24 protein-coding genes are annotated in these 25,132 nt (G+C 63.1%); 18 read left to right on the top strand and 6 right to left on the bottom strand.

Annotated elements, in window-relative coordinates:
• Nucleotides 1–125 precede the first annotated feature (125 nt).
• Nucleotides 126–752, top strand: coding sequence for a PAS domain-containing protein (locus ACOZK4_RS20220; protein WP_313531887.1), 627 nt, complete (start codon nt 126–128; stop codon nt 750–752).
• A 3-nt stretch (nt 753–755) separates the two neighbouring features.
• Here ACOZK4_RS20220 and ACOZK4_RS20215 read toward each other — a convergent pair whose 3' ends face one another.
• Entirely contained in the window at nt 756–1,238 is a 483-nt protein-coding gene (locus ACOZK4_RS20215; RefSeq protein ID WP_313531885.1) for a hemerythrin domain-containing protein, read from the bottom strand.
• A gap of 174 nt (nt 1,239–1,412) precedes the next feature.
• Between ACOZK4_RS20215 and ccoN the strand changes: the two genes are divergently transcribed.
• The 4 genes from ccoN to ccoP are packed head-to-tail and all read left to right on the top strand — an operon-like array spanning nt 1,413 to nt 4,838.
• Nucleotides 1,413–3,065, top strand: coding sequence for a cytochrome-c oxidase, cbb3-type subunit I (gene ccoN / locus ACOZK4_RS20210; protein ID WP_421593451.1), 1,653 nt, complete (start codon nt 1,413–1,415; stop codon nt 3,063–3,065).
• A gap of 11 nt (nt 3,066–3,076) precedes the next feature.
• Nucleotides 3,077–3,808: a cytochrome-c oxidase, cbb3-type subunit II gene (gene ccoO, locus ACOZK4_RS20205; protein WP_298105817.1), complete on the top strand. Its 732-nt coding sequence runs from the start codon at nt 3,077–3,079 to the stop codon at nt 3,806–3,808.
• 11 nt (nt 3,809–3,819) lie between these two features.
• The gene (locus tag ACOZK4_RS20200; protein WP_117366343.1) at nt 3,820–3,972 is read left to right on the top strand and encodes a cbb3-type cytochrome c oxidase subunit 3; all 153 of its coding nucleotides are present in this window, start codon (nt 3,820–3,822) and stop codon (nt 3,970–3,972) included.
• A 2-nt stretch (nt 3,973–3,974) separates the two neighbouring features.
• Nucleotides 3,975–4,838: a cytochrome-c oxidase, cbb3-type subunit III gene (gene ccoP / locus ACOZK4_RS20195; protein ID WP_421593450.1), complete on the top strand. Its 864-nt coding sequence runs from the start codon at nt 3,975–3,977 to the stop codon at nt 4,836–4,838.
• A 247-nt stretch (nt 4,839–5,085) separates the two neighbouring features.
• Here ccoP and ACOZK4_RS20190 read toward each other — a convergent pair whose 3' ends face one another.
• From ACOZK4_RS20190 to ACOZK4_RS20175, 4 genes are all read right to left on the bottom strand, one after another.
• Nucleotides 5,086–5,823 (bottom strand): GGDEF domain-containing protein, encoded by a 738-nt coding sequence (locus tag ACOZK4_RS20190; protein WP_421593449.1) that lies wholly within the window; start codon nt 5,821–5,823, stop codon nt 5,086–5,088.
• 117 nt (nt 5,824–5,940) lie between these two features.
• Nucleotides 5,941–6,297: a VOC family protein gene (locus ACOZK4_RS20185; RefSeq protein WP_421593448.1), complete on the bottom strand. Its 357-nt coding sequence runs from the start codon at nt 6,295–6,297 to the stop codon at nt 5,941–5,943.
• Nucleotides 6,294–6,710 carry an SRPBCC family protein gene (locus tag ACOZK4_RS20180; protein ID WP_421593447.1) on the bottom strand — a complete coding sequence of 139 codons (417 nt, stop codon included), beginning with the start codon at nt 6,708–6,710 and terminating at the stop codon, nt 6,294–6,296. The genes ACOZK4_RS20185 and ACOZK4_RS20180 overlap by 4 nt, the downstream gene beginning before the upstream one ends.
• Before the next feature lie 64 nt (nt 6,711–6,774).
• Nucleotides 6,775–7,671 (bottom strand): helix-turn-helix domain-containing protein, encoded by an 897-nt coding sequence (locus ACOZK4_RS20175; protein ID WP_421593446.1) that lies wholly within the window; start codon nt 7,669–7,671, stop codon nt 6,775–6,777.
• On the opposite strand from ACOZK4_RS20175, the gene ccoG reads away from it, so the two are divergent.
• The 5 genes from ccoG to gndA all read left to right on the top strand — a co-directional run bounded on the left by ccoG (nt 7,652) and on the right by gndA (nt 13,768).
• Nucleotides 7,652–9,223 (top strand): cytochrome c oxidase accessory protein CcoG, encoded by a 1,572-nt coding sequence (ccoG, locus tag ACOZK4_RS20170; RefSeq protein WP_421593445.1) that lies wholly within the window; start codon nt 7,652–7,654, stop codon nt 9,221–9,223. The genes ACOZK4_RS20175 and ccoG overlap by 20 nt on opposite strands.
• Nucleotides 9,223–9,723 (top strand): FixH family protein, encoded by a 501-nt coding sequence (locus ACOZK4_RS20165; protein ID WP_421593444.1) that lies wholly within the window; start codon nt 9,223–9,225, stop codon nt 9,721–9,723. The genes ccoG and ACOZK4_RS20165 overlap by 1 nt, the downstream gene beginning before the upstream one ends.
• Nucleotides 9,720–12,014 (top strand): cation-translocating P-type ATPase, encoded by a 2,295-nt coding sequence (locus ACOZK4_RS20160; RefSeq protein ID WP_421593443.1) that lies wholly within the window; start codon nt 9,720–9,722, stop codon nt 12,012–12,014. Before ACOZK4_RS20165 ends, ACOZK4_RS20160 begins: the two co-directional genes overlap by 4 nt.
• Entirely contained in the window at nt 12,011–12,166 is a 156-nt protein-coding gene (gene ccoS / locus ACOZK4_RS20155) for a cbb3-type cytochrome oxidase assembly protein CcoS (RefSeq protein ID WP_226918739.1), read from the top strand. The genes ACOZK4_RS20160 and ccoS overlap by 4 nt, the downstream gene beginning before the upstream one ends.
• Before the next feature lie 171 nt (nt 12,167–12,337).
• Nucleotides 12,338–13,768, top strand: a complete 1,431-nt coding sequence (gene gndA, locus ACOZK4_RS20150) for an NADP-dependent phosphogluconate dehydrogenase (protein ID WP_421593441.1) — start codon at nt 12,338–12,340, stop codon at nt 13,766–13,768.
• A gap of 39 nt (nt 13,769–13,807) precedes the next feature.
• Here gndA and ACOZK4_RS20145 read toward each other — a convergent pair whose 3' ends face one another.
• Nucleotides 13,808–14,851, bottom strand: coding sequence for a LacI family transcriptional regulator (locus ACOZK4_RS20145; RefSeq protein WP_421593440.1), 1,044 nt, complete (start codon nt 14,849–14,851; stop codon nt 13,808–13,810).
• A 413-nt stretch (nt 14,852–15,264) separates the two neighbouring features.
• Here ACOZK4_RS20145 and ACOZK4_RS20140 point away from each other — a divergent pair, with 413 nt between their 5' ends.
• The 8 genes from ACOZK4_RS20140 to mgrA all read left to right on the top strand — a co-directional run bounded on the left by ACOZK4_RS20140 (nt 15,265) and on the right by mgrA (nt 25,122).
• Nucleotides 15,265–16,500 carry an ABC transporter substrate-binding protein gene (locus tag ACOZK4_RS20140; RefSeq protein WP_313528430.1) on the top strand — a complete coding sequence of 412 codons (1,236 nt, stop codon included), beginning with the start codon at nt 15,265–15,267 and terminating at the stop codon, nt 16,498–16,500.
• A gap of 101 nt (nt 16,501–16,601) precedes the next feature.
• Nucleotides 16,602–17,504: a carbohydrate ABC transporter permease gene (locus ACOZK4_RS20135; protein ID WP_421593438.1), complete on the top strand. Its 903-nt coding sequence runs from the start codon at nt 16,602–16,604 to the stop codon at nt 17,502–17,504.
• 103 nt (nt 17,505–17,607) lie between these two features.
• Entirely contained in the window at nt 17,608–18,435 is an 828-nt protein-coding gene (locus ACOZK4_RS20130; protein ID WP_409530378.1) for a carbohydrate ABC transporter permease, read from the top strand.
• A gap of 3 nt (nt 18,436–18,438) precedes the next feature.
• Nucleotides 18,439–19,527, top strand: coding sequence for an ABC transporter ATP-binding protein (locus tag ACOZK4_RS20125; protein ID WP_421593437.1), 1,089 nt, complete (start codon nt 18,439–18,441; stop codon nt 19,525–19,527).
• Between the two features lie 84 nt (nt 19,528–19,611).
• The gene (locus tag ACOZK4_RS20120; RefSeq protein WP_421593435.1) at nt 19,612–22,071 is read left to right on the top strand and encodes a beta-mannosidase; all 2,460 of its coding nucleotides are present in this window, start codon (nt 19,612–19,614) and stop codon (nt 22,069–22,071) included.
• A gap of 15 nt (nt 22,072–22,086) precedes the next feature.
• Nucleotides 22,087–22,848, top strand: a complete 762-nt coding sequence (locus ACOZK4_RS20115; protein ID WP_421593434.1) for a sugar phosphate isomerase/epimerase family protein — start codon at nt 22,087–22,089, stop codon at nt 22,846–22,848.
• Nucleotides 22,849–22,860: 12 nt separating this feature from the next.
• Nucleotides 22,861–23,994 (top strand): Gfo/Idh/MocA family protein, encoded by a 1,134-nt coding sequence (locus ACOZK4_RS20110; protein ID WP_421593433.1) that lies wholly within the window; start codon nt 22,861–22,863, stop codon nt 23,992–23,994.
• A 96-nt stretch (nt 23,995–24,090) separates the two neighbouring features.
• On the top strand, nt 24,091–25,122 hold the full coding sequence (gene mgrA / locus ACOZK4_RS20105) for an L-glyceraldehyde 3-phosphate reductase (protein WP_313528418.1): 1,032 nt from the start codon (nt 24,091–24,093) through the stop codon (nt 25,120–25,122).
• Nucleotides 25,123–25,132: the final 10 nt, after the last annotated feature.

Genomic DNA, 25,132 nt, shown 5'->3' with positions numbered 1-25,132 from the left:
GATCAAATTGCTGTAGATTTCAGCAATTCAGGGAGCATGAATTGAAAGCTCTTGTAGAGTTGTTCTGGTTTAAGTATTCGCAACTCCAGCATGCCGTAAAGATTGGAAATGAGAGACTCATTTCCATGCTGGACAGGGAAATCGAACCGGCTCTGGCAGCCGTGCTGCACAAGGAGGCCGCAGACGCTTCCGAACTCAAGATCCAGTTCCAGTTCGTGGTGGATTTGCTTCGCGAAGAGGCGGAGGACAAGGCCTGCGTGCTCCGGCAGGCGCATAATTTTAAACTTCTGCTGGACCGCTATTTCGGCACCGAGGAGGCCGCGCAGCCCTTCCGCATGGAATTGCCTGAAACGGGCCGCCCCGTCATGTCACCGCGTGTGGTGGAGGACGGCCTGATCAACGAGGCGATCCTTGACAGTCTGCCGGACCGCGTGGCGGTCATCACGACGGACTACCGTTATCTCTACTCCAACCCGCTCAATGCGGGGAGTTTCAGTGAGAAGCCCATCGATCTCGTCGGCCGGCACATCGTCGAATTCATCGGCGTGCAGCGTTTCGAGGGCCGTGTGAAGCGGCATCTGGACCGTTGCTTTGCCGGCGAGATCGTCGAATACGATTATCTGTCCCCGCGGCGTGGCTCTGCGATCACGCGTTGCCGCATGACGCCCTGCATGTCGGCCGCAGGAAACGTACTGGGCGCCATCCTTGTGCTGCAGGAAGTGCTCGAGGCGCGCGGGCCGATCGCGGCCTGAGCGCTATGAGGCCAGCCGGTCGGCGCGCAGCATGAACTGCTGTTCGAAGGCGATATGACGCCGGATCGATTCGAAGAAGCCGCGGAGCATATAGCCCGCGGCTTCTGCGTTGACGGTGCCGTCGCCGCTGCCGAGTCGCGTCAGCGTGTCGGTCAACTCTTCCGCGAAGCACTCGTCCTCGACATGCTCGAACTTCAGCCGGGCAATGGAGGAGGCGAGTTCGTTGTTGCCGGAAGCCTGCCGTTCCAGCAACGGAAACACGGCTTCCTCCTCATAGCGATGCACACCGTTGACCAGGGGAATCAGTGACTTGGCCGCGTACATGCATTTCTGTCGGTTGATGTTGGCCGGCAGGCTGTCGGCAATCTCCTCGAGCGCCGTGCAGAGCGTCAATTGCGCGTCATGGGCCTTTTTCAGCCAGTCCAGCGAAGCGGCGTCTGTCGGGCGATCCGAAAGCAGCCGGGCAATACCGTTGTAATCCGTCATCTCTTTCCCTCGTTGGGGGAGGGCCGCGGCATCCGACGACGCGCGGCTGCGTCAACCTGTCCTTTGATGCCGCCGGCTTCCTTTCTCCGCCTTGATCCATGTCAAGGATGCTTCCTTGCGCATCTGCGAAGGCTCAATCGAGCGCAAAGGCCGATTCCGCTCGGGAGCCGGTCGATGCGGGACCTTGACGAGTTGGGGGATGCCAACGTGAAATACATGACCGAAACGATAGTCCTGGCCGTCGGCGCGTTTCTCGCGCTGCTTGGTGCCGCCTTTGCCCAGGACAGGCTCTTCGAGGCCCATATGTGGGTCCTCTTCTTCGTGCTGCTTGCCAGCACGCTCGTGATGGTGCGGCGCGTCTCTTTCGCGCCTGCCGTCGCCGTCGCATCCTCCGGGGATGACGGCTATTTCGACGACGTCATCAAATACGGCGTCATCGCCACGGTGTTCTGGGGCGTCGTCGGCTTCCTGGTCGGCGTGGTCATCGCGCTCCAGCTGGCCTTTCCCGATCTCAACATCGAGCCCTGGCTTAATTTCGGCCGTGTGCGCCCGTTGCACACGTCTGCCGTCATTTTCGCCTTCGGCGGCAACGCGCTGATCGCCACCTCGTTCTACGTCGTACAGCGCACCTCGCGCGCCCGCCTGTTCGGCGGCAATCTGGGCTGGTTCGTGTTCTGGGGCTATCAGCTCTTCATCATCATGGCCGCCACCGGCTATCTGCTCGGCATCACGCAGGGCAGGGAATATGCCGAGCCGGAATGGTATGTCGACCTCTGGCTGACCGTCGTCTGGGTCGCCTACCTGATCGCCTTCCTCGGCACGATCATGACCCGCAAGGAACCCCACATCTATGTGGCCAACTGGTTCTATCTCGGCTTCATCGTCACCGTCGCCATGCTGCACATCGTCAACAACCTGGCCATTCCCGTCTCGTTCCTCGGCGTGAAGAGCTATTCGGCCTTCTCCGGCGTGCAGGATGCGCTGACCCAGTGGTGGTACGGCCACAATGCCGTGGGCTTCTTCCTGACGGCCGGCTTCCTCGGCATGATGTACTATTTCGTACCCAAGCAGGTGAACCGCCCTGTCTATTCCTACCGCCTGTCGATCATCCACTTCTGGGCCCTGATCTTCATGTATATCTGGGCCGGCCCGCACCATCTGCACTATACGGCGCTGCCGGACTGGGCGCAGACGCTCGGCATGGTCTTCTCCATCATGCTCTGGATGCCCTCGTGGGGCGGCATGATCAACGGCCTGATGACGCTCCAGGGCGCCTGGGACAAGATCCGCACCGACCCGATCGTGCGCATGATGGTCATGGCCATCGCCTTCTACGGCATGGCGACCTTCGAAGGCCCGATGATGTCGATCAAGTCGGTCAATTCGCTCAGCCACTATACGGACTGGACGATCGGTCACGTTCACTCGGGTGCGCTCGGCTGGAACGGCCTCATCACCTTCGGCGCGATCTACTTCCTCGTTCCGAAACTCTGGAAGCGCGAGCGGCTCTATTCGATCCGCATGGTCAACTGGCACTTCTGGCTCGCCACGCTCGGCATCGTCGTCTACGCGGCCGTCATGTGGGTCGCCGGCATCCAGCAGGGCCTGATGTGGCGCGAATACGACGAGCAGGGCTTCCTGGTCTACTCGTTCGCCGAAACGGTGGCCGCCATGTTCCCCTACTACGTGCTGCGTGCCGTCGGCGGTGGGCTGTTCCTCCTGGGGGCGCTCATCATGGCCTACAACGTGACCATGACAATCCTCGGCTATCAGCGTGATGAGGCCCCGATTCCGGGTGCTGTGCCCGCGCTTCAGCCGGCCGAATAGGAGGGGACACGATGTCCATTCTTGATAAACACGCCATCCTCGAACGCAACGCGACGCTCCTTCTCGTCGGCTCGCTCCTCGTGGTCTCCATCGGCGGCATCGTCGAGATCGCCCCGCTGTTCTACCTGGAAAACACCATCGAGAAGGTGGAGGGCATGCGGCCTTACTCGCCGCTTGAACTCGCCGGCCGCGATATCTATGTCCGCGAAGGCTGTTACGTCTGTCACAGCCAGATGATCCGCCCCTTCCGCGACGAGGTGGAGCGCTACGGGCATTATTCGCTGGCGGCGGAGTCGATGTACGACCACCCGTTCCAGTGGGGCTCGAAGCGCACGGGTCCGGATCTCGCCCGCGTCGGCGATCGCTATTCGAACGAATGGCACGTCCAGCACCTGGTCGAGCCGCGATCGGTCGTGCCGGAATCGGTGATGCCGAGCTATGCCTTCCTCAAGGAAACGCCGCTCGAGGTGAAGAACGTCTCGATGCATCTTTCGGCCAGCCGCGCCGTCGGCGTGCCCTATACGGACGAGATGCTCGAAAACGCCGAGGCCGACATGAAGGCGCAGGCCGATCCGAATGCCGATACGTCAGGCATCGAGGGCCGCTACCCGAAGGCCAAGCTCGGCGATTTCGACGGCGATCCGACCAAGCTCACCGAAATGGATGCGCTCGTTGCCTATCTGCAAATGCTCGGCACGCTGGTGGATTTCTCCACCTATGACGATGCCGCCGGTTATCGCTGAGGAGGCCGCCCATGGAAACCTATACCGCCATGCGCCACTTCGCCGACAGCTGGGGCCTTCTCGGCATGACGCTGTTCTTCCTGGCCGTCGTCGTCTTCACCCTTCGCCCCGGTGGCCGCAAGGCCGCCGAACGGGCCGCTGAAATCCCTCTCAAGGAGGACTGATCATGGCCGAGAAACATATTGACGATATCTCGGGCGTCGAAACCACCGGCCACGAATGGGACGGCATCCGCGAACTGAACAACCCGATGCCGCGCTGGTGGGTCTGGACGTTCTACATGACGATCCTCTGGGCCATCGGCTACACCATTGCCTTTCCGGCCTGGCCGATGATCTCGGACACCACGAAGGGCATGCTCGGCTGGTCGAGCCGCGCCAACATCGCGACGGAACTCGCCGAGGCCAAGCAGGCGCAATCGGCCTTCACCGACCGCATCGCCAAATCCTCGTTGCAGGAGATCATGGCCGATCCGCAGCTCTCGCAGTTCGCGATCTCGGGCGGCGCCTCGGCCTTCAAGGTCAACTGTGCGCAGTGCCATGGCTCGGGTGCGGCCGGCGGTCCAGGCTTCCCTAACCTCAATGACGACGACTGGGTCTGGGGCGGCACGGTGGATGATATCTACCAGACCATCGCCCACGGCATCCGCCATCCCGGCGACGAGGAAACCCGCACTTCGGAAATGCCGGCCTTCGGCGAAATCCTCGAGCCCGACCAGATCAAGCAGGTCGCCGCCTATGTCGTCAGCCTGACCGGCACGCCGTCGGATGTCGCCCTTGTCGAGCCCGGCAAACAGATCTTCGCCGACAATTGCGCCGCCTGCCATGGCGAGGATGCCAAGGGCAACCGCGAGATGGGCGCACCCGACCTTGCCGATGCCATCTGGCTGAAGGGCGAGGGCGAGGCCGCCATCGCCGCGCAGGTCCGCTCGCCCAAACACGGCGTCATGCCCGCCTGGCTGCCCCGCCTCGGCGACCCCGCCGTCAAACAGCTCGCGGTCTTCGTCCACTCGCTGGGTGGTGGCGAGTAAGGGCTGCCGCAAGGCGCAAGTTTAGAGAGGCCGCGGGTAACCGCGGCCTTTTGCGTTTTGGAAGAGTGTTCGTTTAAGCACGGGCTCTCCTCCGTCATCCTCGGGCTTGACCCGAGGATCCATACATCCGCACCGCCTCACTTGTGGCGTGGATCCTCGGGTCAAGCCCGAGGATGACGGGGAGAGTGGGGAGAGGAAGACGCGAAACGTGAGGGCGGGCAAGAGAAGAGAGGGAGCCGTAGGGCGGCTAAGCAACCACCATGTTCCTGCCCGCCGATTTCGCCCGGTAGAGATTGCGGTCGGAGGCGGCGAGGGCTTCTGCCGGATTGAAGCGGGGTGCGCAGTGGAAGGCGCCGATGCTGATACCGAGGGGGATGCGCTGGCCGGAGGGCGCGAACAGGTCGATGGCCTCCACCGCCTCGCGCACCATCTGGGAATGGTCGAGCATGCGGTCGAGCGAGGCGGCATGCAGGAAGATCGCAAACTCCTCGCCGCCGAGCCGCCCGACGATGTCGCCCTCCTGCGCAAGATCTGAGAGCAGGGCGCCGACAAGGCCAAGCGCCTCGTCGCCCGTCGCATGGCCGAACCGGTCGTTGACCGACTTGAAATGATCGACGTCGAGGAACAGCAGGCCGCCATGCGTGCCGGCTTGGCTCAGCGCCTCCAACTCGGCCATGAAGGTCGCGCGGTTGAGCAGGCCGGTGAGCGCATCGCGCCGTGCCTGATGTTGCAGGCGGGCATAGGCGTCGGCCAGTTCGTCGCGGGCGGCCGCGAGCGCCCGATTGGCCGAGCGTAGTTTGTCGCCGAGATAGAAATGCGCGAAGGAGGCGGGGATGGAGATGACGATCGGGCAGACGATCGTCATGACGAGCCCGGCGCCGGCGACCTGGCCGCCCATCAACGGCACGAAGGCGAAGCTGATGACGAGCGACGCCAATGTGGAGAGTACGGCGACCGCCAGGGTCTTGCCGATGATTGTGTACATGAAACAGGCCCGCATTCGGTTGATCGCAGGCCTGCCATAGGAGCGTCCGATTGAAAAAGCCTGAATTCCTTCGTTAAAAGGCGTCAAGGCGATCACATTGACGTTAGGAGAGGCGACTTACCGGTCTGACCAGACCGCGAGTTCGTAGCCATCGGGGTCGGCGAACTGGAAACGCCGGCCGCCGGGGAAGGAGAAGATCGGCTTTTCGATCGTCCCGCCGGCCTGTTCGACGCGGCCGAGCGCATCTTCCAGGTCATCGGCAAAGAGGATGACGAGCGGCCCGCCCTTGGCGGAGACCGGCGCCAGCGTCGTAAGGCCGCCGGTGAGGCGGCCATCCTGGAACTCGCAATAGTCAGGGCCGTAGTCCGTGAAGGTCCAGCCGAAGGCGCTGCCGTAGAAGGCCTTGCTCCTGGCGATATCGGTGACGTTGAATTCGATATAGTCGATCTTGCGATCGGCACCCTTGCCACTCATCGCGGGCTCTCCTTGTCTTCCATCACTCTTTTCAGCGTCTCGAGGTCGCGGGCGATATGCGCCGCATCCGACTCGAAGGCTGCATCGTCCATATCCGGCTGGCGCAGCAGCGTGAACATCACTTCCGCCCCGTCGCCGTTCGGCACGACGCGTAGCGCGTTGTCGACCACGAGGCCATCCGGCAGCGTCACCCGGTGATCGATGACACCGAAATCATTCGGCGGCGCAAACCGCACGCGCACATTGCCGAGCGGGCCGCCATCGGCGATCCAGTCCTCGCCGTCGCGCGTCAAGCCAGCGGCAAGGCCGGAGGCCCAGAGCGACATGTTTTCCGGCCGGGCGGCAAAGGCATAGACCGCGCGCCAGTCGCGCTCGATGGTCCGGTGGATGATGCGGGCGGTGGAGGTGGTCATTGATCGTCTCCTGTTGGCGCGATCCTACGCGATCGGGAGCCGATGTCTTGAAAGAAACGGACAATCAGCCGCGCATCTGCCGCAGAATTTCGCCGGGCGTCAGGCTGGTCAGGGAAAGCACGTCGCGGTTCATATGCGCTTGGTCGGCGAAGCCGGTCTCGGCCGCAAGCTCGGCAAGTGCGCTATCGTGCCCGTCCATCCGGCCAAGCAGTTTTTGAAGCCGCAGGATGCGCGCCAGCGTCTTGGGACCATAGCCGAATTCGGCGGCGCTGATGCGCCGCAGGGTGCGCTCCGTCACGCCGAGGGTTGCGGCAAGGCCTTCCGCCGGCAGGCGCATGCACAGCGCTTCCAGCGCGGCGGCATCGTGGCGCATCGCCGGCAGATCGCGCATCTCCGCCACGAAAATGTCTTGCAGCAGCCGAAGCCGCTTCATCGGATCATCTACGGCCAGCAGCCGCTCATGGTGGGCGTTGAAGCCGCCCGGCTGCAGATCGTCGAAGGCCACGACCTTGCCGGTGAGGGCATCGAGATCGCAGCGCAGCAGATGGCGCGCAATGCCCGGCTTGAAGCGCAGGCCGAGGATGGTCGCGCCGGGGTGCATGGGTGGAAAGGCGGCCGTGCGGTCCGGCCCGGCGATCATGAAACCGCTTTCCGTCCACAGCAGATCGACGCAACCATCCGGCACCACGGCGACGCGCGCAGCAACACCATCGATCGGCGCGCTGTGCAGCCAGGCGCAGCGAACGGTGCCGGTAAGGGCGCCGCCGACCGCGAATTCGCGGTAGTCACCATAGCGTTTGGCCAGGATCGTGCCGGTCATCCGTTTCCTTCCGTGCGGCAACCCGCCACGCCGCTCCCTCATCAAAACTTGACGTAGATCAACGATAGCGCGGACCGTTGGCGTCATTGTGGTGGCACAACGACAGGTGCGGCCGAGTCCCATGCAGAAAAACACCACCACGATCTACAATTCCATCGAACGCCACGATGCGGAGCCCGTCAACTCGGCAAAGGTGCGCAAGCCGCTTTACGAGAAGCGCAAGAAGATATTTCCCAAGCGTGCGGAAGGCCGTTTCCGGCAGTTCAAGTGGCTGGTGATGCTGGTCACGCTCGGCATCTACTACCTGACGCCGTGGATTCGCTGGGATCGCGGCCCGCATGCGCCGGATCAGGCCGTGCTCGTCGATCTCGCCGGCCGTCGCTTCTATTTCTTCTTCATCGAGATATGGCCGCAGGAGTTCTTCTTCGTCGCCGGCCTGCTCGTCATGGCGGGCTTCGGGCTTTTTCTCGTCACCTCGGCGGTCGGCCGCGCCTGGTGCGGTTATGCCTGTCCGCAAACCGTCTGGGTCGATCTCTTCCTCGTCGTCGAGCGCGCCATCGAGGGCGACCGCAACGCCCGCATCAAGCTCGATACCGGCCCCTGGACCTTCGACAAGCTCTGGAAGCGGGTCAGCAAACACGCCACCTGGCTGGTCATCGCGGTCGCGACCGGCGGTGCATGGATCTTCTATTTTGCCGATGCCCCGACGCTGCTCATCGATTTCGTGACCCTGAAGGCGCCGCCCGTCGCCTATATCACCGTCGCCATCCTGACCGCGACGACCTATGTGCTGGGCGGTCTGATGCGCGAGCAGGTCTGCACTTATATGTGCCCCTGGCCGCGCATCCAGGCGGCGATGCTGGATGAAAGCTCGCTCGTCGTCACCTACAACGACTGGCGCGGCGAACCGCGCACGCGCCACGCCAAGAAGGCCGTGGCGGCGGGCGAAAGCGTGGGGGACTGCGTGGATTGCAACGCCTGCGTCGTCGTCTGTCCCATGGGCATTGACATCCGCGATGGCCAGCAGATGGAATGCATCACCTGCGCGCTCTGCATCGATGCCTGCGATAATGTCATGGACAAGATCGGCAAGGAGCGCGGCCTGATCGCCTATGCGACCCTGTCGGATTATGCCGCCAACATGGCGCTGGCGACATCAGGCGGCAGTGCGCCGATCGTCCCCAGGCGCGTGCGCGATGCCGAAGGCAGGTTCAGCGAGAGGATCAAGCATTTCGATTGGCGCATCATCTTCCGGCCGCGCACGCTGCTCTATTTCGGCATCTGGTCGCTGGCCGGTCTTGCCCTGCTCTTCGCGCTCCTGTCGCGCGATCGGCTGGACCTCAACGTCATCCATGACCGCAACCCGCAATTCGTCGTCGAATCGGACGGTTCGATCCGCAACGGTTATGCCGTGAAGCTGCTCAACATGATCCCCGAGCCGCGCGTCATCACCGTCTCGATCGAAGGCATGCCCGGCGCTACCATGAAAATCGTCGGCCACGACGGCGCTGACGCTCGCAGCGTCGATGTGCCCGTCGATCCGGACAAGGTGACGGCGCTGCGCGTCTTCGTCACCCTGCCGAAGGAGAAGCTTGCCGAGGCCGCGGAAGGGTTCCAGATCATCGCCGAGGACCGTCAGGGCCACGAGCGCGACGTCTATTCCGCCAATTTCAACACGCCGGGAGCAAAGTGATGGCCACGCAGCAGAAACAACAGCAGGGCTTCGTCTTCACCGGCTGGCACATGCTCGGCGTCATGGCGCTGTTCTTCGGAACGATCATCACCGTCAACCTCATCATGGCCTGGAACGCCTCGCACAGCTGGAGCGGCCTTGTCGTGCAGAACACCTATGTCGCCAGCCAGCAGTTCAACGGCAAGGTCGCCGAGGCCAAGGCTTTTGCCGCAAGCGGCATCGAGGGCAATCTGGTGATCGAGGGTGGGCACATCACCTATCACGTCGCCGATGCCAAGGGCGAACCCGTCGTCGCCAACGACATCGCCGCGACCTTCAAGCGCCCGGTCGATGAGCGCGAGGACTTCACGCTGGCACTTACGCCGAAAGGGCCGGGGCTGTTCGTCGCCGAACGCGACATCATGCCCGGCCAGTGGATCGTCGATATCAGCACGAAGCGCGACGGCACCAAGGTTTTTCACCAGACCGTGCGCACTCTCGTTGCGGGAGGCGTGAAATGAGCTGCTGCGCGCCCGGCACAGAAGGCATTCTGGAGGCGGAGCGCGCCAATCATGCGCTACCGTCGTCCGAGGAACTGATGCTGGCCAGCCGCCCGCTTGGCGAGGGGCTGCGCCAGAGCGATCTCAGCGTGCCCGGTGTGCATTGCGGCACCTGCATCACGACCGTCGAGGGCGCGGTGAATGCGCTGCCGGAAGTGGTTCGTTCGCGCGTCAATCTCTCCACGCGCCGCGTCTCGGTGGTCTGGAAGGAAGAGACCGCAGGCCGTCGCACCGATCCGCAGGCCATCGCCGCCGCCATCGCCGCAACGGGCTATGACACGCATCTCTTCGCGCTCGGCGCGGAAGGCGACGACCGCCTGCGCAACCAGCTGATCCGTGCCGTCGCCGTCGCCGGCTTCGCGGCGACCAATATCATGCTGCTCTCGGTCTCCGTCTGGTCGGGCGCCGAGGATACGACGCGCGACCTCTTCCACTGGATTTCCGCCTTCATCGCCGGCCCGACGCTGATCTATTCTGGCCGGTTCTTCTACCAGTCGGCCTGGAATGCGCTGCGCCACGGCCGCACCAATATGGACGTGCCGATCGCGCTCGCCATCACGCTGTCCTATGCCGTCTCGCTGTGGGAGACGCTGCACAGTGCCGAACATGTCTGGTTCGATGCCACCGTCAGCCTGCTGTTCTTCCTGCTGATCGGCCGCACGCTCGATCACGTCATGCGCGATCGTGCCCGTTCAGCCATAACGGGTCTTGCCCGCCTTTCGCCGCGCGGCGCCATGGTCGTGCGCCCGGACGGCAGCCGTGATTACCGTCCCGTCGAGGAGATCGCCGTCGGCGAGCATCTCTCCATCGCCGCAGGCGAGCGTATCCCCGTCGATTGCCGCGTGCTCTCGGGCGTCAGCGATGTCGATCGCTCCATCGTCAATGGTGAGAGCGATCCGCTGGCCGCGCAGCCCGGCACGCAGCTGGAGGCCGGGGCGATGAACCTTACCGGCTCGCTGCTGGTGGAGGCGGTCGCGACGGCGCGCAATTCCTTCCTGTCGGAGGTCATCGGCCTGATGGAGGCCGCCGAAGGGGGCAGGGCGCGCTACCGGCGCATCGCCGACCGCGCCGCCCAGATCTATTCGCCGGCCGTGCATCTTCTCGCGCTCGTCTCCTTCCTCGGCTGGGGCTTTTATGACGGCGACTGGAAACATGCCATGCTGGTCGCCATCGCGGTCCTCATCATCACCTGCCCCTGCGCGCTCGGCCTTGCCGTTCCCGTCGTGCAGGTCGTGGCGGCCGGCCGGCTGTTTGCCGGCGGCGTGATGGTCAAGGACGGCTCGGCCATGGAGCGCCTTGCCGAAATCGATACCGCCGTTTTCGACAAGACCGGCACGCTGACGCTCGGCAAACCGCGCCTCGTCGATCGCGGCAAGGTCAATCGCGCCAACCTCGCGTTGGCCGCTGCCCTTGCCGCCCATTCGCGCCACCCGCTCTCGCTCGCCCTTGCCGGCGCCGTCAGTGGCCCGACGCCGGTCATCGACGCCATCAGGGAAGTCGCCGGCGGCGGCCTTGAGGCGGACACCTCGCAAGGCCTTCTGCGCCTCGGCAATCGCGCCTTTGCCACCGGCAAGGCCGTGGAAGGCGAGGAGGGGCACGGGCTTTCGGAAGTCGTCCTGTCGCGCGACGGCGTGGTGCTGGAAACCTTCCGCTTCGAGGATGCCGTGCGTAGCGGAGCGGGTGAGGCGATCGGCGCGCTCAAGCAGCAACGTATCGCCATGGCGATCCTCTCCGGCGACCGTGCACCTGCCGTCGGCCGCATTGCCAGCGCACTGGGCATCGCCTGCTGGCGCGCCGCGCTCTCGCCGCGGGAAAAGACCGAGGCCGTCGCCGAGCGCGCCGCCAGCGGCCACCGCGTTCTGATGGTCGGCGACGGCATCAACGACGCGCCGGCGCTGGCTGCCGCCCATGTCTCGATGGCACCCGCGACGGCTGCGGATGTCGGCCGGCAGGCCGCCGATTTTGTCTTCCTGCATGAAAGCCTGGAGGCCATACCCTTCGCCTATGAGACCGCGCGCCGCGCCGGTAATCTCATCCGCCAGAATTTCGCGCTCGCCGTCGGTTACAATGTCATCGCCGTGCCGATCGCCATTCTCGGCCATGCCACGCCGCTGATCGCCGCCATCGCCATGTCCACATCGTCGATCATCGTGGTGGTCAACTCGCTTCGCCTGCGCGGCCGGCTGCCGGCCTTCGCAGCACGCGCGGCGGACGAGGCCCGTCCGGTCAAACCCCTGGTGCAAGCCGCATGAACACGCTGATTTTCCTCATCCCCATCGCGCTCTTTCTGGGCGCGCTCGGCCTCGGGGCCTTCCTCTGGTCGCTGAAGAGCGGCCAGTACGACGATGTCGAAGGGGCAGCGTGGCGGGTGCTCGACGATGGTGACGATCGTCCCAGCCGGTGATTTCAAACCATTCTAAAAACGCTGTTTCACCAAACATTTGCTTGTCGTAAATCGATTTGAATGCCAAAACACCAGCGCTGGAGCACAGCTCCCAAATGCTCTTTTAGCGCGGCGTTTTCGGCATCGAGCCGGAAAACTTCCCCCGCCGCGCCATCCTACGGAGGTATGAACGTGGCACAGGCGGAAATCGGGCTTATCGGTCTCGGTGTTATGGGATCGAACCTTGCGCTCAACATTGCCGAGAAAGGCAACAAGATCGCGGTCTTCAACCGCACGGTCGCGCGCACCAGGGAATTCTACGAGGAGGCCGGCGACCTCAAGGGCCAGATCGTGCCCTGCGAGACGATCGAAGAGTTCGTCGCCGCCATCCGTCCGCCGCGTCCGATCATCATTATGATCCAGGCCGGTGCAGCCGTGGACCAGCAGATGGACCTGTTGCGTCCCTATCTCGAAAACAACGACATCATGATCGATGCCGGCAATGCCAACTTCCGCGACACGATGCGCCGCTTCGATGCGCTGAAGGATTCGGGCCTGACCTTTATCGGTATGGGTGTTTCCGGCGGTGAAGAGGGCGCGCGCCACGGTCCGTCCATCATGGTCGGCGGCACGGAAGCCTCCTGGAAACGCGTCGAAAAGGTGCTGACCTCGATCTCCGCCAAGTACAACGACGATCCGTGCGTCGCCTGGCTCGGTGAGAACGGTGCCGGCCATTTCGTCAAGACCATCCACAACGGCATCGAATATGCCGACATGCAGATGATCGCCGAAATCTACGGCATCCTGCGCGACGGCCTGAAGATGAGCGCGCCCGAGATTGCCGATGTCTTTGCCGCGTGGAACAAGGGCCGCCTCGAATCCTACCTCATCGAGATTTCGGCAAAGGTGCTCGCCGCCAAGGACCCGATCGCCGGGGGCGCGATGGTCGACATGATCCTCGACAAGGCCGGCCAGAAGGGCACGGGCAAATGGTCCGCCATCGAGGCCCAGAACATGGGCGTGCCGGCAACCGGCATCGAGGCCGCCGTCGCCGCGCGCTCCATCTCCTCCTTCAAGAGCGAGCGCGAAGCGGCCGAAAAGATCCTCGGCCTGCCGGATGTTCCGGCGCTCTCGGTTGCTGACAAGGCCGCCTTCATCAAGGACCTCGAAAGCGCGCTTCTCGCCGGCAAGATCGGCGCCTATGCGCAGGGTTTCGCCGTGATGGCCGCCGCCTCGAAGGAATATAACTGGAACCTGCCGATGCCTGTCATCGCGAAAATCTGGCGCGCCGGCTGCATCATCCGTTCGCAGTTCCTCGACGAGATCACCAGCGCCTTCACCAAGGCACCGGACGCAGCAAACCTCATCGTCACCCCGGCCTTCGCCACGATGGTCAAGGACACGGACGCGGCGCTCCGCCGCGTCGTCTCGGCCGCCGCGCTGCATGGCCTGCCGGTCCCGGCACTCGCCTCGGCGCTCGGCTATTTCGACAGCTACCGCCGCGGCCGTGGCACCGCGAACATCATCCAGGCCCAGCGCGACTTCTTCGGCGCCCACGGTTTCGACCGCCTCGACGGTGCCGACAGCCATCACGGTCCGTGGGGCTCCGGGCTTAACGGTTGAGAATGAAAAGGCCCGGTCGTGAGACCGGGCCTTTTGCTATCAAATGTGCTCCGTCGGGATCGGGTAGCTCAGCGTCTGAAGCTCTTCGGGAGGGATGCCCTCGATGCGGGCGATGACGGCTTTTGCCAGTTCCCGGCCGGCGAGGCGGATATCCTCGCGCATGGTCGCGACCTCGGGCCTCAGCCATTGCAGGAACATGTGCGGTTCCTTGGAGACCATGTCGACGTCGTGGCCGAGCTTTTTGCCCGTTGCCTCCAGCGCCGCGATGAGCGCCACCGCACCGCCACCGCTGCCGGCGACGATGCCGTCAGGCGCATCCGGGCCGCTGAACAGGGTTTCGGCTGCTTTGCGGATATCGACGAGATTGTTGTCGAGATTGACGGTGTTGAACGGAATGGCCGTCGCGCCGAAATCGCGAACGCCGCGTTCGAAGCCGCCGTGCATGTGCAGGTAGAAGGTCAGGTAGGGCGGCGGCTGTAGCAGCATGAGCCGTTTGCGACCCATTTCTGTGAGTTTACGCACGGCCTCATAGGCAAAGCGCTCGTTGTCGAAGTCGTGATAGGGGTGGACGAGCCCCATTTCCGTGCGGCCGTGCGTCACGAAAGGGAAGTTGCGCTCCATCATTAGCGCGACGCGCGGGTCCTTCGGCTCTGTGCGGGAGATGATGACGCCGTCGGCCGCCCCTGTCTCCAGCACGTAGCGCACGGGATCGAGGGCATTGCCCTGGGTGCGGTAGGGCGTCACGACCAGATGATACTGCGTCGAGGCGAGGATTTCCGAGATGCCGATCACCATCGGGCTCGTCAGGCCCATGATCTCTTCCTCGAGGCTGAGGATCAGGCTGATGACATTGGTCTTGCCGGTGCGAAGACGCACGCCGGCGCGGTTCGGCTGATAGCCGATCTGGCGGGCGACGAGGCGCACGCGCTCCTTCGTCTCGGCGCTGATGTCGGATGCATCTTTCAGGGCGCGGGAGACGGTGGTGATGCCGAGGCCGGTCATGAAGGCGATCGTCTTCAGCGTCGGCCGTTCATTGGGGTGCGGAAGCGCTGCCGCCTGGCCCTCGCTCTTCTTGTTGTCCATCCCCTGCCTGCACCTCTCCATATGAGCGGCCGGTTATACATCTTTTAACCCGGGCCGCTACTCCCTCCCGAAGGTTGCTACAAATCTGTAACGATACAGATGTTTTGTCGAGGTGAAATTTCCTGAAATTTGCAGGTGTGGATGTTTGAGCAAAGTGTTGCGCCGCAAACCGATAATTTATGCAGTTGCGAATGTTGTGCCGTCAATCTGTTTGATAATCAAGAATTATTTCGTTTAAATTCAGTTATTTAAGTGTAATGCCTTGCGCTTTCGGAGGTCGAGTTTCGGTTGGTAAATTGCTTTTAAAGCAGGCGTTTGAAAGAAATCTCGCATTTATTGTCCGGGCCCTGTTGCGCGATTAAATCGATTGGACTAGGTTTTTCCGGCAACGTTTCAGTGAGGGAGGAGAACTCATGAAAATTCGCTCTATGGCTGCTGTCCTGGCAGCGACCGTGGTCCTGCCGTTCGCCGCAGCCAATGCGACCGATCTGGAAGTGACCCATTGGTGGACGTCCGGCGGGGAGGCCGCGGCGGTCGCAGAACTCGCAAAGGCATTCGACGCGACGGGCAACAAGTGGGTCGACGGCGCTATCGCCGGCTCCGGCGGTACGGCCCGGCCGATCATGGTCAGCCGCATCACCGGCGGCGACCCGATGGGAGCCACGCAGTTCAACCACGGCCGTCAGGCCGAGGAACTGGTCGAGGCCGGCCTGATGCGCGACCTCACCGATGTCGCGACCAAGGAAAAGTGGAAAGAGATCATCAAGCCGGCGAGCCTGCTCGACAGCTGCACGATCGACGGCAAGATCTATTGCGCGCCGGTCAACATTCATTCCTGGCAGTGGCTGTGGCTTTCCAACGCCGCCTTCGAGAAGGCGGGCGTGGCGGTTCCGAAGAACTGGGACGAGTTCGTCGCGGCCTCTCCGGCGCTGGAAAAGGCCGGCATCGTTCCGCTCGCCGTCGGTGGCCAGCCCTGGCAGGCGGCCGGTGCGTTCGATGTGCTGATGGTCGCCATCGCCGGCAAGGACACCTACTACAAGGTCTTCAAGGACAAGGACGAGGAGGTCGCCGCCGGCGCCGATATCGGCAAGGTCTTCAAGGCCGCCGACGATGCCCGCCGCATGTCCAAGGGCACCAATGTGCAGGACTGGAACCAGGCGACCAACATGGTCATCACCGGCAAGGCCGGCGGCCAAATCATGGGCGACTGGGCGCAGGGCGAATTCGCACTGGCCGGCCAGACCGCCGGCAAGGACTATACCTGCCTTCCGGGGCTGGGCGTGAACGAAGTCATCTCGACGGGCGGCGATGCCTTCTACTTCCCGCTGCTCAAGGATGAAGAGAAGTCCAAGGCGCAGGAAGTGCTGGCCTCGACGCTCCTGGCGCCGGCCACCCAGGTCGCCTTCAACCTGAAGAAGGGCTCGCTGCCGGTGCGCGGCGACGTCGACCTCGCCGCCGCCAACGACTGCATGAAGAAGGGCCTCGACATCCTTGCCAAGGGCAATGTGATCGAAGGCACCGACCAACTGCTTTCGGCCGATAGCCAGAAGCAGAAGGAAGACCTGTTCTCCGAATTCTTCGCCAACCCGTCCATGACGCCGGAGGACGCCCAGAAGCGCTTCGCCGACATCATCGCTTCGGCGGAGTGATCAGACTTCAGTGACATCGGCCGGCAGTTTCTGCCGGCCGGTTCCGTCGCCCGATGAGGAGGGCGTCGCCATCTCTGATCGAGACCAAGGAGGAGTGACCCATGACGGGCCAGGCACACACCGGTCGCCCCAGTAAATTGCTGCGCAATCTCAGTTCGAAGATTGCGTCCATTCCCATGATGTTGACCGCCGTCGTCATTTTTCTCGGCGGCACGGTCTGGACGGTCGTTTATTCGTTCACCAATTCAAAACTGCTGCCGCGTGCAAAGTTCGTCGGTCTCGACCAGTACGAACGCCTGTGGAGCGCACCGCGCTGGATCATCTCGATCGAGAATCTGGCGATCTACGGCTTCTTCACGCTGGTTTTCAGCCTGGTGATGGGCTTTCTGCTGGCGGCGCTGATGGACCAGAAGATCCGCTTCGAAAACACCTTTCGCACGATCTTCCTCTATCCCTTCGCGCTGTCCTTCATCGTCACCGGCCTCGTCTGGCAATGGATCCTCAACCCGGAATTCGGCGTGCAGTCCGTCGTGCGCTCGCTCGGCTGGATGAGTTTCACCTTCGATCCGCTCTACAATTCCGACATCGTCATCTACGGCGTGCTGATCGCCGGCCTCTGGCAGGGCACGGGGCTCGTCATGTGCCTGCTGCTCGCGGGGCTGCGCGGCATCGACGAGGACATCTGGAAGGCCTCGCGCGTCGACGGCATTCCGATGTGGAAGACCTATCTCTTCATCGTCATTCCCATGATGCGCCCGGTCTTCATCACGACGCTGGTCATCATCGCGAGCGGCATCGTCAAGGTCTATGACCTCGTGGTGGCGCAGACGAGCGGCGGTCCGGGCATCTCGTCGGAAGTGCCGGCGAAATATGTCTATGACTACATGTTCCAGGCCCAGAACCTCGGCCAGGGCTTTGCCGCCTCCACCATGATGCTCGTCACCGTCGCCATCATCATCGTGCCATGGGCCTATCTCGAATTCGGAGGACGCAGGCGTGGCTGAGACCGTTTCCATCAAGCCCGGCCCGGCGCTCGCCGCCGCCACCAGAGCCGGCATCGAGCCGCGTGGCGCCAAACCGCGCCGCACCTTTTCCGGCCGCAACATCATGCTCTACGGCACGCTCACTGTCGCCGCGCTCTATTACCTGCTGCCGCTCTACGTGATGGTCGTGACCTCGCTCAAGGGCATGCCGGAAATCCGGCTCGGCAACATCTTCTCGCCGCCGCTGGAAGTGACCTTCGAGCCTTGGGCCAAGGCCTGGGCGACGGCCTGCACCGGCCTCAACTGCGACGGCCTGTCGCGCGGCTTCTGGAATTCGGTGCGCATCACCGTGCCATCGACGCTGATCTCGATCCTCGTCGCCTCGGTCAACGGCTATGCGCTCGCCAACTGGAAGTTCAAGGGTGCGGACCTGTTCTTCACCATCCTCATCGTCGGTGCCTTCATTCCCTATCAGGTAATGATCTATCCGATCGTCATCGTGCTCAGGGAACTCGGCATCTACGGCACGCTGACCGGCCTCGTCATCGTGCACACCATCTTCGGCATGCCGATCCTGACGCTGCTCTTCCGCAACTACTTCTCGTCCCTGCCGGAAGAGCTGTTCAAGGCGGCGCGCATTGATGGCGCCGGGTTCTGGCAGATCTATTTCCGCATCATGCTGCCCATGTCGCTGCCGATCTTCGTCGTGGCGATGATCCTGCAGATCACCGGCATCTGGAACGACTTCCTGTTCGGCGTCGTGTTCACGCGGCCGGAATATTACCCGATGACCGTGCAGCTCAACAACATCGTCAACTCCGTGCAGGGGGTGAAGGAATACAACGTCAACATGGCCGCGACTTTGCTCACCGGCGCGGTTCCGCTCTTCGTTTACTTCGTGTCGGGACGCCTGTTCGTTCGCGGCATCGCCGCCGGCGCAGTCAAGGGTTAAGCCATGCAGAAATCCGTCTCCATCAAGGACCTTTCGTTGAGCTTCGGTGCGGTCAACGTGCTGGAAAACCTCAATCTCGATATCGGGGAGGGCGAGTTCCTCGTGCTTCTCGGCTCGTCCGGCTGCGGCAAGTCGACCCTTCTCAACTGCATCGCCGGCCTGCTCGAGCCGACCGGCGGGCAGATCTTCATCAAGAACAAGAACGTCACCTGGGAGGAGCCCAAGGACCGCGGCATCGGCATGGTGTTCCAGTCCTATGCCCTCTATCCGCAGATGACGGTCGAGAAGAACCTCTCCTTCGGCCTGCAGGTCGCCAAAATGCCGAAGGCGGAAATCGACAAGCGCGTCGCCCGCGCGTCCGAGATCCTGCAGATCGGCCCGCTCTTGAAGCGCAAACCGTCCGAGCTTTCCGGCGGCCAGCGCCAGCGTGTGGCGATCGGCCGGGCGCTGGTGCGCGATGTCGATGTCTTCCTGTTCGACGAGCCGCTGTCCAACCTCGATGCGAAGCTGCGCTCGGAATTGCGCGTGGAAATCAAGCGGCTGCACCAGTCGCTCAAGAACACGATGATCTACGTCACGCACGATCAGATCGAGGCGCTGACGCTTGCCGATCGCATCGCCATCATGAAGAGCGGCGTCATCCAGCAGCTGGCCGATCCGAATACGATCTACAATGCGCCGAGAAACATGTTCGTCGCCGGCTTCATCGGGTCGCCGTCGATGAATTTTCTGCGTGGCGAGATCGTCGAGAAGGCTGGCAAGCCGGCTCTTTCGGCGAACGGCGTCGAATTCTCGCTCGACGGCTATGTGGCCGGTGAGGCGCTCCAGGCCGGCCGAAAGGTCGTGCTCGGCGTGCGTCCGGAGCATGTGAAGGTCAATGAGGATATTCCGGGGGCCGAGACCCATCAGGCGACCGTCGATATCGAGGAGCCGATGGGGGCCGACAATCTGCTCTGGCTGAAACATGCCGGTCACACCCTGTCCGTCCGCGTCGCCGGCGCCCGGCGCTTCAAGCCCGGCACGGCGGTGGCGCTCTCCTTCGACATGGGGCTGGCCTCGCTGTTCGATGCGGGCACGGAGGAGCGGATCTAAGCCTGACTTCTGCGAAAAACCCTCTGGCGATGCGGCCGGAGGGGCATATTTTCCCGCGGCTAGAGAAACCGCCGAGATACTGCCATGACCCACACATCCGACATCACCTCCATCGATCTTTCCGGCCTCTGGACCGTCACCAGCACTGATGCGGAGAAGACCGCGCCGATGCGGGTGCCCGGCGACGTGCACAGCGCGCTTCTCGCCGCCGGCCTCATTCCCGATCCCTATGCCGGCCGCAATGAGCGCGATATCCAATGGGTGGCGGAGAAGGACTGGGCTATCGAGCGGACGTTCGAGATCGCGCCCGAAATGCTGGAGGGGGATTGGTATCTCGATATCGGCAGCGTTGACACGGTCGCCTCTGTCTATGTCAACGGCGTGCTGGTGCTTGACACCGACAATTGCTTCCGCCGCTATCGGCCCGATGTCACCGATGCGCTGAAGATCGGTGAAAACACGCTGAAGGTGCTGATCCATTCGAGTGTCACGGCTGGCGCGCTGCGGCAGTCGGAACAGCCCTTCTTCATCCCGTGGTCCACAGGTAACTCGCCGATCCCGAACGGCAACATGCTGCGCAAGCCGCAGTGCCATTTCGGCTGGGACTGGAACATCGCGATTGCGCCGCTCGGCATCTATGGCGAGATCGTCCTGCGCAAGCTGGAGGCCGCGCGCATCGAGCATGTCACGACGCGGCAGTTCCACCATGCGGATGGTGCCGTCGATCTCTATGTCACCGCCACCTTCCATGCCGAACAGCCGGGCATCCTGCCGGTGCATTTCGCGCTCGGCGAGGAGCGGGTGCGGCTCGATATCGGCGTCAATGCCGGCGAGACGCAGCTCACCCACATGTTCCGCATCGAGAAGCCGGCGCTCTGGTGGCCGAAGGGCCATGGCGAGCAGGCGATCTATGCCGTGCGCGTCGAAACGCCGACGGAGACGGTGGTGCGCCGGATCGGCCTGCGTCAGGTCGAACTCCTGATCGACAAGGATGAGCTGGGCAGCCGCTTTGCGCTCAAGGTCAACGGCCGCGAAATCTTCTGCCGTGGCGCGAACTGGATCCCCGCCGATGCGCTTCCGTCGCGCATCAACCCCGTCGCGGTGCGCGATCTGCTGCAATCGGCCGTCGACGCCAACATGAATATGCTGCGCGTCTGGGGCGGCGGTTTCTACGAGCCGGACTGGTTCTACGATCTCTGCGACGAGCTCGGCCTGATGGTTTGGCAAGACTTCATGTTCGCCTGCAACCTCTATCCCTCGACCGTCGATTTCCTCGACAATGTCACCGCCGAGGTCGAGTATCAGGTCAAGCGCCTCGCCTCGCATCCCTCTATCGTTCTGTGGTGCGGCGACAACGAGTTGGTCGGCGCGCTGACCTGGTTTGACGTCAGCCGCGAGAACCGCGACCGTTACCTCGTTTCCTACGATCGTCTCAACCGCACCATCGAAGTTGCGATGAAGAAGGCCGCACCGGGTGCGATCTGGTGGCCGTCGAGCCCGGCCTCCGGTTATCTCGATTTCGGTGACGCCTGGCATGCTGATGGTTCCGGCGACATGCACTACTGGTCCGTCTGGCACGAGAACAAATCGTTCGACAACTATCGCACGGTGCGCCCACGCTTCTGCTCGGAATTCGGCTTCCAGTCCTACACCTCGATGCCGGTCATGAAGACCTTCGCGGACACGAAGGACATGAACATCGCGTCGCCGGTGATGGAGAGCCACCAGAAGAACGCCGGCGGCAACGAGCGCATTGCCGGCACCATGTTCCGCTATTTCCGCTTCCCCAAGGATTTCCCGAGCTTCGTCTACCTGAGCCAGATCCAGCAGGGCCTCGCCATCCGCACCGCCGTCGAATACTGGCGCTCGCTCAAACCCCATTGCATGGGTACGCTCTACTGGCAGCTCAACGACACCTGGCCGGTCGCCTCTTGGTCGAGCCTCGATTACGGCGGCAGCTGGAAGGCCATGCACTATATGGTGCGCCGCTTCTTCCAGCCCGTCGCCGTTGCCGCGATCCCGTCGAAGGACGGCGAGACCATCGGCTTCTCCGTCGTCAACGACACGGCCGAAACCGTCACGGTGAAGCTCGACACTTGGCTCGTCTCGCTTACCGGTGAACGGCGCCCGCACCGCAGCGCCGAGGGTGTCTGCGGCCCGGACAAGGCGGAAATGCTGTTTTCCGTCTTCGCCGCCGATCTTCCCGAGGACACGCTGTTGTTCTGGTCCTTCGAGGCTTCGAACGGCATGAAGGGTGAGGGGCACCATGTCTCCGGCACCTACAAGGCGCTCGATCTCGAGGCTTCCGGTCTGACGCTTGATGTTTCGCCGCGCGACGATGGCCGCTTTGCCGTCACCGCCGCGGCAAGCGGTCTTGCGCTGCATGTCATGCTGGAGGCCGACATCGCCGGCCGCTGGTCGGACAACGCCTTCGACCTCACCGCCGGAGAGCGCAGGACCGTGATCTTCACGCCCGCCGAAAGCGGTGCCGTTCCGAAATTCCATTGGCTCGACCTTCATTCCTGCCAGACTTCCCAAGACTGATACGAGGAGACAACAATGCAGACCGTCAGCTTCCAGCTTTACAGCGCCCGCAATTTTCAGCCCTTCGCCGAAGTTTTCCGCATCCTCGGCGATGCCGGTTATAAGGAAGTCGAGGGCTATGGCGCGCTCTATGCCGCGCTCGACGATGCAGCGATCCAGCAGGTGAAAGCCGATCTCGACAGGAACGGCCTCACCATGCCGACCGCCCATTTTGGCCTCGACATGATCGAGGGCGAGCCGGACCGCGTCATCGAGATTTGCCGCACGCTCGGCATCGAGGCGGTCTATTGCCCCTATCTTCTGCGCGAACACCGTCCAACGGATGCCGCCGGCTGGCACGCGTTTGGCGCACGCCTCCAGAAGGCCGGCGAGCCGCTGCGCAAGGCGGGCCTGACCTTCGGCTGGCACAACCACGATTTCGAGTTCTTCGCGCTGCCGGACGGCTCCGTGCCGCAGGACCATATCTTCGCCGGTGGCCCGGACCTTTCCTGGGAAGCGGATATCGCCTGGGTCATCCGCGGCGGTGCCGATCCGTTCGCCTGGATCCAGAAATACGGCGACCGCATCACCGCCGTGCATGTCAAGGATATCGCGCCGAAGGGCGAGGCCACGGACGAGGACGGCTGGGCCGATGTCGGCCACGGCACTGTCGCCTGGGGCGATCTCGCCAAGGCGCTCGCCGGCACGCCGGCAAAACACTTCATCGTCGAGCATGACAATCCCAAGGACATCACCCGTCTTGCCACCCGCTCGATCGCAACCATCAAGGCATTCTGAGGACTGACCATCATGAGCAAGGAATACGGAGTCGGCATCATCGGCTGCGGCAACATTTCGGGCGCTTATTTCAAGCTGATCCCGATGTTCAGGAACCTGAAGCTTGTCGCCTGCGCCGATATCAACCCCGCAGCCTCCAAGGCACGCTCGGAAGAGTTCGGCGTGGAGGCACAGGAGATCGACGCGCTGCTCGCCAATCCGGCGGTCGACGTCGTCGTCAACCTGACGATCCCTGAGGCGCACTATCCCGTCTCGAAGGCGGCGCTTGAGGCGGGCAAACACGTCTATTCGGAAAAGCCGTTCGTTCTCTCCATCGAACAGGGCGAGGACCTGCGCCGCATCGCCGACGCCAAGGGTCTCAAGGTCGGTTCGGCGCCGGATACCTATCTCGGCGGCTCGCACCAGTTCGCCCGCCACCTCATCGACAGCGGAAGGGTTGGCAAGATCATGTCGGGCACGGCGCATGTGCTGTCGCCGGGCATGGAGAGCTGGCATCCGAACCCGGACTTCTTCTTCGCGCCGGGCGGCGGGCCGATCCTCGATCTCGGTCCCTACTACGTCAACAACCTCGTCAACCTCGTCGGCCCGGTGAAGCGCGTCGTGGCGCTCGCCAACAAGGCGCGCGAAGAGCGCATCATCGGCAATGGTCCGCGGCTTGGCCAGGCCGTGCCGGTCATCGTCGCCACCAACATCCACGCCATCCTCGAATTCGAGAATGGCGCCCAGATCGCGCTGATGGCGAGTTGGGACGTCTGGGCGCATCGCCACCAGAACATGGAGCTCTACGGCACCGACGGCGCGCTCTTCGTGCCGGACCCGAACTTCTTCGGCGGCAAGGTGGAAGTGGCCGGCCATGACCGCGAGCCCGAGGAAGTGGAGGTCTGGGATCATCCGCTGACGGCGCAGAACTACCAGTTCGACTGGGGCACGCAGGCCAACTACCGCGGCATCGGCCTTGCCGACATGATGGAAGCGGTGACGACCGGTCGTGACTATCGCTGCTCGCTCGACCGCTCGCTTCATACGATCGACGTCCTGACCGCGATCCTGCGTTCGGCGGAGGAGGGCAAGGCCGTCGATATCGTGACGACCTGCACCCAGCCGGAAGCGCTCGGCATCGAGGAAGCGCGGGCGCTCTTGCGCTAGCTTGCGAACAACCGGCCGGCGAGGGCGGATGTCCCTTGCCGGCTGGCATATCCGGGCTGTACGAAACACATCCCGATTCAGATAAGGAATTTGACCATGGCCTGGCAGCCGGCGGACAACCGTTACGACAAGATGATCTACAACCGCGTTGGGCGCTCCGGCCTGAAGCTGCCGGCGGTTTCGCTCGGCCTGTGGCACAATTTCGGCGGTGACACGCCGCATGACCGCAAGGTTGACATGTGCCGCACCGCCTTCGACCTCGGCATCACGCATTTCGATCTCGCCAACAATTACGGCCCGCCGCCCGGTTCGGCCGAAACCGCCTTCGGCGAAATCCTGCGCACCGATTTCAAGCACCTGCGCGACGAGCTGATCGTCTCCTCCAAGGCGGGCTACGACATGTGGCCGGGTCCGTATGGCGAGTGGGGTAGCCGCAAGTACCTGATCGCTTCCTGCGACCAGAGCCTGAAGCGCATGGGCCTCGACTATGTCGATATCTTCTATTCGCACCGCTTCGACCCGGAGACGCCGCTGGAAGAGACCTGCGGCGCGCTCGACCATATCGTGCGCTCCGGCCGCGCGCTCTATGTCGGCATCTCCTCCTACAATTCGCAGCGTACCCGCGAGGCCGCCGCGATCCTGAAGGACCTCGGCACGCCCTGCATCATCCACCAGCCGAGCTATTCCATGCTCAACCGCTGGATCGAAGAGGACGGTCTCGTCGACACGCTCGACGAACTCGGCATGGGCTCCATCGTCTTCACGCCGCTGGCGCAGGGCCTGCTGACGGCAAAATATCTCGGCGGCATTCCGAGCGACAGCCGTGCGGCGCTGAACCACTTCCTGAAGTCGGAATCCATCCGCCCGGAGATTCTCGACAATATTCGCAAGCTCAACGGGATCGCCGAGAAGCGCGGCCAGACGCTGGCGCAGATGGCGATCGCCTGGGTTCTGCGCGGCGGGCGCATCACCTCCGCGCTGATCGGCGCCAGCCGCTCGTCGCAGATCGTCGATTGCGTCAAGGCGCTGGACAATCTCGACTTCTCGGCCGCCGAACTGGCCGAGATCGAGACCCTTTCGAATGGCGCCGACGTCAATCTCTGGAAGAGCTCCGCCGAGATCGACTGACCTTACGGGC

Origin of the sequence: Shinella sp. M27 (genome assembly GCF_049199905.1) — a bacterium.
Classification (GTDB): domain Bacteria; phylum Pseudomonadota; class Alphaproteobacteria; order Rhizobiales; family Rhizobiaceae; genus Shinella.
Note: the sequence above shows the minus strand (reverse complement) of the source record. Positions and strands in the feature narration are given on the sequence as shown.

Coding starts and splice junctions, on each gene's coding strand:
- ccoS (WP_226918739.1), top strand. CDS start 12,011: ATGAACACGCTGATTTTCCTCATCCCCATCGCGCTCTTTCTGGGCGCG.
- ACOZK4_RS20190 (WP_421593449.1), bottom strand. CDS start 5,823: ATGTACACAATCATCGGCAAGACCCTGGCGGTCGCCGTACTCTCCACA.
- mgrA (WP_313528418.1), top strand. CDS start 24,091: ATGGCCTGGCAGCCGGCGGACAACCGTTACGACAAGATGATCTACAAC.
- ACOZK4_RS20120 (WP_421593435.1), top strand. CDS start 19,612: ATGACCCACACATCCGACATCACCTCCATCGATCTTTCCGGCCTCTGG.
- ACOZK4_RS20165 (WP_421593444.1), top strand. CDS start 9,223: ATGGCCACGCAGCAGAAACAACAGCAGGGCTTCGTCTTCACCGGCTGG.
- ccoP (WP_421593450.1), top strand. CDS start 3,975: ATGGCCGAGAAACATATTGACGATATCTCGGGCGTCGAAACCACCGGC.
- ccoN (WP_421593451.1), top strand. CDS start 1,413: ATGCGGGACCTTGACGAGTTGGGGGATGCCAACGTGAAATACATGACC.
- ACOZK4_RS20145 (WP_421593440.1), bottom strand. CDS start 14,851: ATGGACAACAAGAAGAGCGAGGGCCAGGCGGCAGCGCTTCCGCACCCC.
- ACOZK4_RS20115 (WP_421593434.1), top strand. CDS start 22,087: ATGCAGACCGTCAGCTTCCAGCTTTACAGCGCCCGCAATTTTCAGCCC.
- ACOZK4_RS20140 (WP_313528430.1), top strand. CDS start 15,265: ATGAAAATTCGCTCTATGGCTGCTGTCCTGGCAGCGACCGTGGTCCTG.
- ACOZK4_RS20200 (WP_117366343.1), top strand. CDS start 3,820: ATGGAAACCTATACCGCCATGCGCCACTTCGCCGACAGCTGGGGCCTT.
- ccoG (WP_421593445.1), top strand. CDS start 7,652: ATGCAGAAAAACACCACCACGATCTACAATTCCATCGAACGCCACGAT.
- ACOZK4_RS20180 (WP_421593447.1), bottom strand. CDS start 6,710: ATGACCACCTCCACCGCCCGCATCATCCACCGGACCATCGAGCGCGAC.
- ACOZK4_RS20220 (WP_313531887.1), top strand. CDS start 126: ATGCTGGACAGGGAAATCGAACCGGCTCTGGCAGCCGTGCTGCACAAG.
- ACOZK4_RS20160 (WP_421593443.1), top strand. CDS start 9,720: ATGAGCTGCTGCGCGCCCGGCACAGAAGGCATTCTGGAGGCGGAGCGC.
- ACOZK4_RS20125 (WP_421593437.1), top strand. CDS start 18,439: ATGCAGAAATCCGTCTCCATCAAGGACCTTTCGTTGAGCTTCGGTGCG.
- ACOZK4_RS20130 (WP_409530378.1), top strand. CDS start 17,608: ATGCTCTACGGCACGCTCACTGTCGCCGCGCTCTATTACCTGCTGCCG.
- ACOZK4_RS20185 (WP_421593448.1), bottom strand. CDS start 6,297: ATGAGTGGCAAGGGTGCCGATCGCAAGATCGACTATATCGAATTCAAC.
- ccoO (WP_298105817.1), top strand. CDS start 3,077: ATGTCCATTCTTGATAAACACGCCATCCTCGAACGCAACGCGACGCTC.
- ACOZK4_RS20110 (WP_421593433.1), top strand. CDS start 22,861: ATGAGCAAGGAATACGGAGTCGGCATCATCGGCTGCGGCAACATTTCG.
- ACOZK4_RS20215 (WP_313531885.1), bottom strand. CDS start 1,238: ATGACGGATTACAACGGTATTGCCCGGCTGCTTTCGGATCGCCCGACA.
- ACOZK4_RS20135 (WP_421593438.1), top strand. CDS start 16,602: ATGACGGGCCAGGCACACACCGGTCGCCCCAGTAAATTGCTGCGCAAT.